General features: G+C 33.7%; 11 protein-coding genes and 1 tRNA gene. 8 read left to right on the forward strand and 4 right to left on the reverse strand.

The genetic code is table 11. The annotated features are described in order from the left end of the window. Nucleotides 1–11: 11 nt before the first annotated feature. From argH to argB, 4 genes are read left to right on the forward strand one after another with little or no spacing between them, the layout of a single operon-like run. Nucleotides 12–1,394: an argininosuccinate lyase gene (argH, locus tag NQ499_RS00510; protein WP_006506231.1), complete on the forward strand. Its 1,383-nt coding sequence runs from the start codon at nucleotides 12–14 to the stop codon at nucleotides 1,392–1,394. Continuing rightward, nucleotides 1,387–2,415 (forward strand): N-acetyl-gamma-glutamyl-phosphate reductase, encoded by a 1,029-nt coding sequence (gene argC / locus NQ499_RS00515; RefSeq protein ID WP_040390030.1) that lies wholly within the window; start codon nucleotides 1,387–1,389, stop codon nucleotides 2,413–2,415. Before argH ends, argC begins: the two co-directional genes overlap by 8 nt. 10 nt (nucleotides 2,416–2,425) lie before the next feature. Then, entirely contained in the window at nucleotides 2,426–3,640 is a 1,215-nt protein-coding gene (gene argJ / locus NQ499_RS00520) for a bifunctional glutamate N-acetyltransferase/amino-acid acetyltransferase ArgJ (RefSeq protein WP_006506233.1), read from the forward strand. Beyond that, nucleotides 3,640–4,494 carry an acetylglutamate kinase gene (gene argB / locus NQ499_RS00525; RefSeq protein ID WP_006506234.1) on the forward strand — a complete coding sequence of 285 codons (855 nt, stop codon included), beginning with the start codon at nucleotides 3,640–3,642 and terminating at the stop codon, nucleotides 4,492–4,494. Before argJ ends, argB begins: the two co-directional genes overlap by 1 nt. Nucleotides 4,495–4,660: 166 nt before the next feature. On the opposite strand, the gene NQ499_RS00530 is transcribed toward argB, so the two are convergent. After that, nucleotides 4,661–5,992 (reverse strand): ISL3 family transposase, encoded by a 1,332-nt coding sequence (locus tag NQ499_RS00530; RefSeq protein ID WP_155812836.1) that lies wholly within the window; start codon nucleotides 5,990–5,992, stop codon nucleotides 4,661–4,663. 226 nt (nucleotides 5,993–6,218) lie between these two features. On the opposite strand from NQ499_RS00530, the gene NQ499_RS00535 reads away from it, so the two are divergent. The 4 genes from NQ499_RS00535 to NQ499_RS00550 all read left to right on the forward strand — a co-directional run bounded on the left by NQ499_RS00535 (nucleotide 6,219) and on the right by NQ499_RS00550 (nucleotide 9,324). Continuing rightward, nucleotides 6,219–7,130, forward strand: a complete 912-nt coding sequence (locus NQ499_RS00535; RefSeq protein ID WP_040390028.1) for an N-acetylmuramoyl-L-alanine amidase — start codon at nucleotides 6,219–6,221, stop codon at nucleotides 7,128–7,130. 118 nt (nucleotides 7,131–7,248) lie between these two features. Further along, nucleotides 7,249–8,088 (forward strand): tRNA 2-thiocytidine biosynthesis TtcA family protein, encoded by an 840-nt coding sequence (locus NQ499_RS00540; protein WP_040390032.1) that lies wholly within the window; start codon nucleotides 7,249–7,251, stop codon nucleotides 8,086–8,088. Beyond that, nucleotides 8,088–8,771, forward strand: coding sequence for a tRNA threonylcarbamoyladenosine dehydratase (locus NQ499_RS00545; RefSeq protein WP_006506238.1), 684 nt, complete (start codon nucleotides 8,088–8,090; stop codon nucleotides 8,769–8,771). The genes NQ499_RS00540 and NQ499_RS00545 overlap by 1 nt, the downstream gene beginning before the upstream one ends. A 4-nt stretch (nucleotides 8,772–8,775) precedes the next feature. Next, complete coding sequence (locus tag NQ499_RS00550; protein WP_006506239.1) at nucleotides 8,776–9,324, forward strand: DJ-1 family glyoxalase III; 549 nt, start codon at nucleotides 8,776–8,778, stop codon at nucleotides 9,322–9,324. A gap of 62 nt (nucleotides 9,325–9,386) precedes the next feature. Here the strand turns inward: NQ499_RS00550 and NQ499_RS00555 are convergent. From NQ499_RS00555 to NQ499_RS00565, 3 genes are all read right to left on the reverse strand, one after another. Further along, a tRNA-Glu gene (locus tag NQ499_RS00555) sits at nucleotides 9,387–9,462 on the reverse strand. A gap of 48 nt (nucleotides 9,463–9,510) precedes the next feature. Further along, entirely contained in the window at nucleotides 9,511–9,909 is a 399-nt protein-coding gene (locus NQ499_RS00560) for a hypothetical protein (RefSeq protein ID WP_006506240.1), read from the reverse strand. A 124-nt stretch (nucleotides 9,910–10,033) separates the two neighbouring features. Beyond that, nucleotides 10,034–12,139 (reverse strand): ATP-binding cassette domain-containing protein, encoded by a 2,106-nt coding sequence (locus NQ499_RS00565; protein ID WP_040390029.1) that lies wholly within the window; start codon nucleotides 12,137–12,139, stop codon nucleotides 10,034–10,036.

Genomic DNA, 12,139 nt, shown 5'->3' on the forward strand with positions numbered 1-12,139 from the left:
GAGTTTAAGATATGGTATTGTGGAAAGGTAGATTTTCTAAAGAATTAAATCATGAAGTCAATGCATTCAATTCATCTCTTTCATTCGATCATCGTATGTATAAGCAGGATATCAGAGGATCTCTTGCTCATGCAAAGATGTTATGTAAACAAAGTATTATTGAAGAGAAAGATTATGAAGAGATTGTAGAAGGTTTAAATGCAATTTTAAAAGAGATTGAAGAGGGTACACTTCTCTTTGATCCTGAAGCTGAAGATATTCATATGTTTGTGGAAAGTGAACTCACAAAACGTTATCCAGTGGCTGGTAAAAAACTACATACAGGACGTTCTAGAAATGATCAGGTTGCATTAGATCTTCGTTTATATGCACATGATGAAATTCTAGAAATCAAGAAGATGTTAGTGAACCTGATTCATACATTAACAGATTTAGCTGAACATAACCTTGATACAATCATGCCAGGATATACACACTTACAAAGAGCACAGCCTATTACTTTTGCCCATCATTTAATGGCTTATGCATCAATGTTTTTAAGAGATATTGATCGTTTAGAAGATGTTGATAAGAGACTTTATGTATCGCCTCTAGGAAGTGGTGCACTTGCAACAACAACTTATCCATTAGATAGACCATTTGTGGCAGAAGAATTAGGTATGTATGATATTATGTATAACTCTTTGGACGGTGTGAGTGATCGTGATTATGCGATTGAGTTATCAAGTGCCTTAGCCACAATCATGATGCATTTATCAAGATTCTCAGAAGAAGTGATTCTATGGTGTTCATGGGAATTCAAATTCATTGATCTTGATGATGCCTATGCAACAGGTTCTTCTATTATGCCTCAGAAGAAGAATCCAGATATTGCAGAATTAGTAAGAGGTAAGAGTGCAAGAGTCATTGGTGATGTGAATACATTACTTACAATGATGAAGGGACTCCCTCTTGCTTACAATAAAGACATGCAGGAAGATAAAGAAGCTTTATTTGATGCAATTGATGAAGTCAAGCTTTGTCTTCCAGTCTTTACAGATATGATGGCAACTATTACTGTTCATAAAGATAAGATGAGAGATGCTGCTGCAAGAGGATTTATTAATGCAACAGATTGTGCAGATTATCTCACTAAGAAGGGTATGCCATTTAGAGATGCTTATAAGATTACTGGGGAACTTGTAAGATACTGTATTGAACATGGAGAAACATTAGAAACACTTTCTCTAGATGTTTATACAGGTTATACAGATATGTTTGGTGAAGATGTTTATCAGGCTATTTCATTAGAAACATGTCTTAACAACAGAGCAGTTGTTGGTGGACCTTCTCCTAAAATTGAGATGGAGAATATTCATAGAATCAATCAGAAAGTGAGTGGATATTGTGATTAAAGCAGGTATTATTGGTGCAAGTGGTTATGCAGGATGTGAACTATTAAGAATCTTATTAATGCATCCTGAAGCAGAAGTAACAGCTATTTCTTCACATAGTTATACTGGTAAGAAGATTTATGATCTTTATCCTAACTTCTATCAGGTATGTGATTTAGAGTTTATTGAAGATACAGAAGTCATTGAGAAAGCAGATATTATTTTTGCATCTCTTCCTCATGGCTTATCTGAAAAGTATGCCAAGACATGTGTAGAAAAGGGTAAGAAGTTTATTGATTTAGGGGCTGACTTCAGACTTGATAAAGAAGAAGATTATCAAAAATGGTATGGTTTAGATTATAACCTACCAGAACTTCATAAGAATCAGGTGTATGGTTTACCTGAAGTCAATAGAGATAAGATCAAGGATGCCACTATTATTGGAAATCCTGGTTGTTATCCTACAACTATTACATTAGGTCTTTATCCATTATTAAAGAATAAACTTAATGTATCACAAAAGATCATTATTGATTCAGCATCAGGTACAACAGGTGCTGGTAAGAACTTAAGCGATGGTATGCATTTCCCAAGATGTAATGAATCGTTCCATCCTTATAAAGTAGGTGTCCATAGACATACACCAGAAATTGAACAGGAATTAAGTAAGATGAATGAAAAAGATGTACATATCACATTTGTCCCTCATTTACTTCCTGTAGATCGTGGTATTGTTTCTACTATTTATGTTCCTGTAGATAAGTCTTTAGAAGAAATCTATGAAACATATGTAGAAGCATATAAGGATGAACAGTTTGTGAGAGTATTACCTCTTGGACAGGTCGCAGACTTAAAGTTTGTGAAAGCATCTAACTATTGTGATATTTCATTACATATGGATGAACGTGATCATACATTAATTGTAGTGTCTACAATTGATAATATGGTGAAAGGTTCTGCTGGTCAGGCAGTACAGAATATGAATATTATGTATGGATTCGATGAGAATACAGGTTTAAATCTTGTCGCTCCATCATTCTAAGGAGGAAATCATGAAAGATATACTTGGTGGTGTATGTGCACCAATAGGATTTAGCGCAAATGGTATTCATGCAGGAATGAGAAAGAATAAATCTAAGAAGGATTTATCTCTCATTGTGAGTGAGGAGTTATGTACAGCAGCTGCAACATATACACAAAATAAAGTAAAAGGTGCGCCTTTGACAGTTACAAAGCAGCATTTAAAGAATGGTCGTGCAAGAGCAATTATCTGTAACTCAGGTAATGCGAATACATGTAATTCAAATGGTATTGAGCTTGCGAATGAAGTATGTGCTTTAACTGCAAAGGAATTAGGTTTAAAGGAAGATGATATTATTGTCGCTTCTACTGGTGTTATTGGTCAGCCTATGTCTATTGATCCTTTTAAAGATCATATGAAAGAACTTGTAAAGGGATTAAATGTAGATGGGTCTCATGATGCATGTTATGGAATCATGACAACTGATACACAGCCTAAAGAATACGCAGTAGAATTTAAATTAGGGAATGCAAAGTGTCATATTGGGGCTATCGCAAAGGGCTCTGGTATGATTCATCCAAATATGGCAACAATGCTTGCCTTTGTAACAAGTGATGTAGCTATTTCTAAAGAATGTCTAGAAGCAATGGTACATGAAGTTGTAGATGATACATTTAATATGGTCAGTGTTGATGGGGATACATCTACTAATGATATGTTATGTGTATTATCAAATGGTATGGCACAGAATAATAAGATTGTCTTGAAGGATCAGTCTTATAATATTATGAAGGATGCGCTATATCATATCTGTGAACAATTATCTCGTGGTATTGCGAAAGATGGTGAAGGAGCAACTAAGCTTCTTACATGTAATGTCAAGAATGCGAAGACATTACAGGATGCCAAGATTGTTGCAAAGAGTGTCATCACTTCTACTTTATTTAAAGCAGCGATGTTTGGTAGAGATGCGAATTGGGGTCGTATCTTATGTGCTATTGGTTATTCTGATGCTGATTTAGACATCAATAAAGTATCCGTGACATTGGCTTCATCTGCAGGAGATATTCATGTTTGTGAGAAGGGCATGGGTGTTATCTTTGATGAAGAGAAAGCATTAAAGGTCTTATCTGAAGATGAGATTGATATTAATATTGACTTGAATGATGGTATGTGGGATGCAACAGCATGGGGCTGTGATCTTACTTATGATTATGTGAAGATTAATGGGGAATATAGAACATAATGGAAGAAAGAGAAATATATCGAGCAAAAATCTTATCTGAAGCTGTTCCTTATTTACAGGAATACAATGGTAAGACAGTAGTAGTAAAATATGGTGGAAATGCGATGATCAATGAAGAATTGATGAACAATGTCATTTCTGATATATGTCTAATGACTTTAGTTGGTATTAATGTGGTATTGGTTCATGGTGGGGGCCCTGAAATCAATAAGGCATTAAAACGTTCTGGTATAGAATCAAAGTTTATTAATGGGTTACGTTATACTGATGAAGAAACAATTGATATTGTACAAGAAGTATTGGCCGGTAAAGTCAATAAAAATCTTGTAAAGCTGATTATGAATGGGGGAGGCCGTGCAGTAGGTCTTTGTGGTATTGATAATAAGTTATTAGAGGCGAAGAAGATTAAAGACGAATTAGGTTATGTAGGCACTGTTACACAGGTGAACAATGAAATCATTAAGGATGCAATCAAGAGTGGTTATATTCCAGTTATTGCATCTATCGCAATGGATGATGAAGGTAATAGTTATAATGTGAATGCAGATTATGCAGCAGCAGCTATTGCGGATAGTCTAGAAGCAGAAAACTTGATTGTAGTTAGTGATATTCCTGGTTTATTAAGAGATCCTCATGATGAAAAGACATTGATTCCAGAGGTATCTATCCAGGATGTAGAAAACTTAAAAGCAGAAGGTATTATTGCAGGAGGTATGATTCCTAAAGTGGATTGTATTACTCATGCATTAAAAGGCAATATGTCAAAAGCAGTCATTATTGATGGTCGTATTCCACATTCTATTCTTATTGAAATATTATCTAAGGATGGTAGTGGTACACTATTCACAAGATAACAGAGTTACATCTGTTATCTTTTTTTTACCTCTAAAATGAACCTTTAATTTTTAAGGGGGGTCAATAAAAAACTCGCTTTAAATATTTGGGGGTTTCCACTTGTAAAGGGCAGTCAGAAATGACTGCCCTTTAGTGCGCTCATATTACTTCTATTTAAATGTTTTATTAGTTCTTTTTCTTATAAGATCCTCTCTTTTTTCCTTCTCTTTTGATTGTTTCATCAATAGCGTAAGAGGAAGGATTAGAGGATTTATTAAGAGAGTACATTAGTCTATTTCTCATTCTTGCAAAGTTCTGATATCCACATGCATTTGAAAGTATCTTATCTATTCTGGAGTTGATTCCTTCTACTGGTCCATTAGATATTCTTCGACCATATACTAAATTAAATGATGCGCATATTTCATCGAACCAGTTTATAAGCGTTCCAGATAATGATATGTAGCCAGTAATTCCTGATGATGCATATTCTTGAATTATTCTTGAAAGCCATTCTCTGCAGTTGCCAGATGTTGCATAATGATTAAAGGCTATATACTGTTCCTTTAGATTATATGCTTCTGTTAGTTCATCATCTATGCCCAGGATTATTTCAAGCAGTTGATGATAGTCTATATATCTTTTAAGCTTTTTGTTGTATCTTGCCTTGTTGAACGGAATATCATTGTAGTTTTTCAATATAAGGAAGTGAAACTTTTTGAGAAGATAATATTCAGTACTGTCTTTTTGGTATCTTTTGCCTACTTTAATTCTGATATCATCTAATATTTTGTTGATATTTTTTATGACATGAAATGAATCGCATAACAATACTGCCCCAGGAAAGTATTGATTTCTTACAAATCTGTACGTCTCATACATATCAATAGAGATATATTTGACTTTAGCGAGTTCTTTTTTATCGATTATCTGAGTATAACTTGACCATGCCTTCTTGGTTCTTCCATCAATGATATCTACAATTTCCATGGTCTTAAAATTAAGAATAACACACATATATTTGTTTTGTCCTTTATGTCTCCAGTGCTTCTCATCAATGCATATAATCTCAGGTAAAGGTTGTCTACGTATCTGGCCATACTTATCGAATATTTCAACGACTTTAGTAGGACTTGTGTTAAAAAATCTAGCAACCAGTGAAAAAGTAGTTGTAGGTTCTTTAAGTTTATTCATGATTTCCAGTTCTGATGTTTGAGATAATCTACTATGACTTTTTTCTGTAAATGGATTTCCTTCTGTCACTACCTTATTACATTGGGGACATACTAATCTTCTCTTTTTAAGTATTAGAGAAGTGTTCTTGCCTCTTATCATGTTATGCATGACTTTACATTTTCTATAGTCCTTAATATTCATTCTGCTGCCGCATTCTGGACAGGAGATAATGGTTCTCTTAAGCGTGATACAATAAATCACTTCTTTTTTATTAATTTCAATCGTATGAGACTGTACAAAGGATTCATAATCCCCTAAAATAATTTTTAGATCATTATTCAATTTGTGATCTCCTTTCGCTTTGATTTAATATGAGCAAATTAATGATACAGCGAAAGGTTTTTAATTACACAAAAATACCTAAAAAAGTGGGAGCCTTAGGTGACCCCCACAGATTTAAAGGTGCTGTTTCCAAGACCCCCAAATATTTAGAGCGATGGTCTGACCCCCACAAAAATTAAAGACCCTCTAAAATAGTATATTATTAAAGATAAGGAAGGGTAAGACGATGAAAAGATTATTATGCTTATTATTATGTAGTATATTGTTTGTGGCATGCGGTACTACAAAAGAGACAAAAAAGAAAGACACGGCAGTGGTAGAGAAGCAAAAGAAAAAGAAAGAGGAAAATAAGAAGTTAGAGGAACAAAAGAAAAAGGAAGAAGAAGCTAAGAAACTAGAAGAACAGAAGAAGTTAGAAGAACAGAAAAAACTAGAGGAACAGAAGAAAGCTGAGGAAGCTAAAAGACAGGAAGAATTAAAAAGACAACAGGCATCTGTTGCGACAAATAATAATGTGGTAGCCATTGATGCAGGACATCAAGCAAGAGGTAATTCACAATTGGAACCGATTGGTCCTGGTGCTTCAACACAAAAGGCTAAGGTTGCAGGAGGAGCAACAGGTACTGCGACACGTATTCCTGAATACCAGACAACGCTTAATGTTAGCTTAAAACTAAGAAATGTATTACAGTCTAGAGGGTATAAGGTTGTTATGATCCGTACAACCAATAATGTGAATATCTCTAATAGAGAAAGAGCTGAAATGGCTAATAACGCAGGAGCAGGTGCTTTTATTAGATTACATTGTGATGGTATTGGTAATAGCGGTGTGACTGGTGCAAGTGTACAGGAACCAGCTAATGGAAATCCTTATATGAGTGCAGGTAATGTGTCTGCTTCACAATCTTTAGGAAGAACAGTACTTAATCACTATTGCAGTACTACAGGTATTAGAAATAGAGGAATGGCTGCACGTAATGACTTAAGTGGAATCAACTGGTGTAAGACACCTGTATGCTTACTTGAAATGGGATTCATTTCTAATGGTGATGAAGACAGAAAGTTAAACAACAGTGATTTCCAACAGAGAATTGCGGAAGGTATTGCGAATGGTATTGATGCATATTTTGGTCGATAATAATTGCATTTATGCCTATTAACTGTTTATAATGTCTCTTGATAAGGTTATCCTTAGAGGATAACCTTGAATTTTAGAGTATATTCCTATGCATTTAGTAGGAACTAGAGGTGAAACAATGGATAACATTAAAGCGATAGAACGTAGTATTATTACAAACTTTAGAAAACCTTTATGGCGTAGATTTATTAAGGGTATTCAGGATTATGAATTGATTGAACCTGGTGATAAGATTGCGGTATGTATTTCAGGTGGAAAGGATTCAATGCTTCTTGCAAAGTTATTACAGGAATTACAGAGACATGGTAAGTTTCATTTTGATTTAGAGTTCATCTGTATGGATCCAGGCTATAATCCTGCCAATAGAAAACTGATTGAAGAGAATGCAGAAAAGCTAGGTATTCCTATTCAGTTCTATGAGTCAGATATATTCAATGTCGTACATGGAATAGAAAAGAATCCATGTTATTTATGTGCAAGAATGCGCAGAGGGTTCTTATATAATAGAGCACAGGAATTAGGATGTAATAAGATTGCGTTAGGACATCATTATTCTGATGTCATAGAAACAATATTAATGGGTATGATGTATGGGGCTCAGATCCAGACTATGATGCCTAAACTTCATAGTAAGAACTTTAAAGGTATGGAATTAATTCGCCCTATGTATTTGATTCATGAAGAAGATATTATTGCCTGGGCTGAGAAGTTTAATTTAAAGTTCTTACAGTGTGCATGTCGTTTTACAGAAGAATCTGAAGCGCGTGGAGAAATTGAACATACATCTAAACGTGCAGAAACTAAGATGTTGATTAAGAAACTAAGAGAAATCAATCCTAAAGTAGAACAGAATATCTTTAAGAGTGTAGAGAATGTCAATCTTAAAACAATTATTGCCTATACTGACTGGGATGAATCAAAGAAGAGTTTCTTAGATTTCTATAAGGAGCAGGACTAATGGATGATCAGTTTACAAGATTAAGATGGGTGGCAGGTAATGAGTCTATTGATATCATGAAGACTAAACATGTTGCAGTGTTTGGTTGTGGTGGTGTTGGAGGCTATGTCATTGAAGGGTTGGTTCGCTCTGGTATAGGAACAATTGATGTATTTGATCATGATACAGTGGATATCACAAATCTCAATAGACAGATAATTGCCTTACATTCTACAGTAGGTAAGAAAAAAGTAGATATTATTAAAGAACGTATGTTAGATATTAATCCAAATTTAAATATAAATACGTTTGATACATTTTATTTACCAGAGAATGCTGATACAATAGATTTATCTCAATATGATTATGTAATTGATGCAATTGATACAGTAACTGCAAAGATAGAATTGATTAAGAGATGTACAGAATTGAATGTACCTATTATTTCTTCTATGGGTACAGGAAATAAACTTGATCCTTCTCACTTACAGATTACTGATATCTATAAGACAAAGATTGATCCTCTTGCGAAAGTCATGAGAAGAGAATTAAAAGCAAGAAGAATTAAAAAGTGTTTAGTTGCTTATTCAGATGAGATTCCTGCAAAGACAGGACAGAGAACACCAGGTAGTAGTGTATTTGTGCCAGCGAGTGCAGGATTAATGATTGCAGGATATGTGTTTCAATCATTGATAGGAGGATAATAGTATGGCTAAAGTTGCAGTTTTAATGGCAGATGGTTTTGAAGAAGTAGAAGCCTTAGGTGTAGTAGATATCTTAAGACGTGCAGAGGTGGATGTAGACACTGTTTCTATTAAAGAGGAGCAGGTTGTCATTTCTTCTAGAAACATTCCTGTACGTGCCGATAAGACACTTACAGACATGGATTATTATGATATGATTGTGATTCCTGGAGGAGCAGGTGCATGGACCTTAAGAGATGATGATCGTATTATTTCACTCATTAAGAAATATGATCATGAAGAAAGATATATTGCCGCTATATGTGCAGGACCTATGGCTTTAGGTAAAGCAGGTGTAATCACTAATAAGAAAGTCACTTCTTATCCAGGAGAAGAAATTGAAAGCTATTTAAAAGCAGGTAAATATGTTGAAGAAGAAGTGGTTGTAGATGGTCATATTATTACAAGTAGAGGACCAGCCACAGCATTTGCGTTTGCTTATAAGCTTTTAGATGTATTAGGTATTGATTCATCAAGCCTTAAGCATGGAATGTTATATGATTTATACAGATAGCCTTTGTGCTATCTTTTTTTAATGCGAAAAAAAACGATCCCGAAGGATCGTAGTATTTAATATGGTGACCGGTACGGGATTCGAACCCGTGAATGCATGCGTGAAAGGCATGTGAGTTAACCGTTTCTCCAACCGGCCAGCGGAATTGAGTATATCATAGGAGAAACGAATACGTCAATAGTTATTTTAATATTTTGATAAGGAAAATGCTGAAATTTTTTTGTCTTTAAAAGTAAATTTAATTTGTATATTCTTCTCTTTATATTTATAGGTTATTGTACCTTTTCCGTTATTGTAATGGTCAGAAGTAGGAGAAGAATAAGTATGCTTTACTCTAGAATAATCAGTTCCAACAGTAATATTATTCTTAAGTTTATACTTCTTAGTAAAGAGAGTGATTGTTTGGATTTTTCCATCCTTTTCTGAATATTGAATATTAGAATCAAATAAAGCATCTGACATCTTTGATGCACTCACACCAGGATAGAGCTCTTTATTTTTATAAATGATTGTATAGTCTTTTATATCAGTTTGAGCACTACATGCACATAATAAGAGACATAGTAATAATAGTATCTTCTTCATATGTATACCTCCTTGTCTTTATATTAGAACTTTAATAAGAAATTGCAAGAGAAGTTTGACAGGGAGTAACTACTGTTTAGCAGAGTAAAGAAATGTCAAAGAAAAAAGACTTCATTTGAAGTCTTTAACGGATGTGGTGTTTTGATATCATCTTTTGGATGAATATAGGTATAATGCATTCTATTACAAATGAAGAAGCATAGAATGATACGATATGAATTTTTGTGATAGGCATGATTAATGGGATAATCATCATCTTTATTGTAAAAATCATAATTACTTCTAGAAGAATCCATACAAATGTACCTAATATTAATGCGTTTTTCAAGTATGTGCGATAGAAGCTGTGATCTATTCTCTTAACTGTTAATCCCATGTTATAGAGATAATCTCTTGTCTGTTTTTCTTCTCTTAAAATGAGATACTTAAGGTAAAAATAGAAACCATACAATAATATAAAGACAACTGCAATGAATTCTATCAATACTTTCTGATTGTTATTGATAAGAGAATTGATTGCATCATTATCTACAAATGCACCCTCTACTTTAAAACCTAATCTTTCTAATTCATTCTTTACTTGATTGATATTCTTAAGACTATCTACTCTTAATGTATAAGCATCTGGACGCCATGGTGTTTTCATGATGATATCATCTACATCATTCATAGTATAATTTTCAGGAAGAACATTTTCAATTTTTACATAACCTTTTTCACTATGAGGATCCTCTATATTATAAATAACAACACTTTCTTTGGCTTTAAAAGCTTCCATATATGGTGTAATACAGTCTCTAGGAATGTAAACATACGCATCTCCTGTGCCAACACTATTTGTGCTTATAGCTGTTCCTGATTTTAAAATTCCTCGTACAGGCAGGGTCATATAAACAAGTTTTACACAAGGTGTGTTGATATCGATCCACTCATCACCATCAGTTGATGTTCCCATTTGAGAAATACCAGAAGCATTATAGACAGGTATTGGAACCCATAATCCTATTTTTAACTTCTTGATATTAATATCCTCTAGTCTAAGGTTATTTTCTTCTAAGAAAGCTTCCATTTTTTCGTTGCTTAAATAGACACCTTTATTATCAGCATGTTTAATAGTGATGTTTGTATAATCATCCCTACTATCATAAGTTTGAAGCATAAAGATAGATGAACGACCATTAATATGACCATCAGATAGTGATATCTGATCATAGTTATTTTCTGTTGCACCATTCATATCATCCGTCCATTCTGAGAAGGTGCTATAGTGAACATCATATCTCCATGTAAGGCGTTCTATGTGACTGACACTTTTAATCTTATTGTAATCCTGTTGACTCAGAGGTGTTTCTCCAGAATAGTATGTATAATAATCATTCTTATATTTTTCTTTGTAGACAACAAGGTCTCTAGAAGCAACAGAATTAATTTTGTCTTCATAAGAAGCACTATATGTTCCATAAATATTATAACTATAAGCACATATAATCATTGTGAAAGCAATAAGTATATTCATTACTGTTCTGAAAGTACGATGCGAAAAACGAATATCCATGTTTTTATCTTTTAGGATAGGTGCTTTTATTAGATTCTTTTCTTTGGATAGATCTCTATCTATGATTAATGCACCCTCCACTTTATAAAGCGTATCAGCTGCTTGAATCATTCTACTATCATGTGATGCACTAATAACATAATGACCTTTATCTGCATATTCTTTGAGGATATTAATCATTATTTGTGCATAACCTGCATCAAGCGCAGCAGTAGGTTCATCTAAGATAAGTATTTCAGGCTGTCTCATTAAGGCTAAATAAACAGCAGCACGTGTTTTTTCTCCTCCAGATAAGCTTTTAGGATACTTATTTTCAAGAGGTTTTATACCTAATTGTTCTTCATAATCAGGAATTCTTTTACATCCTAATTTTTCTAGCTGTTTAATATGACTGCCAATAGTCATTCCTTCTATAAATAAAGGGATCTGATGAACATTTGCGAGATGATTATAAATAAACTTTTGTTTATTTTCTTCATCAAGAGTATCTATTCTTTCACCTTCATAAAGATAAATACAGTCATAAGCAAATTGGAAGGCTTTAAGAAATGTGGATTTTCCTGATCCGCTTCTTCCTTTGATAACAGTTAAATGTCCACATTCAGCGCAGAATGAAGCATCTTTAAATAGAGTCTTTTTTCCAAAAGACACATTAAGTTGTTTAATTTCAAGCAT

The sequence above is a fragment of the Catenibacterium mitsuokai genome, assembly GCF_025148785.1.
GTDB lineage: Bacteria > Bacillota_I > Bacilli_A > Erysipelotrichales > Coprobacillaceae > Catenibacterium > Catenibacterium mitsuoka.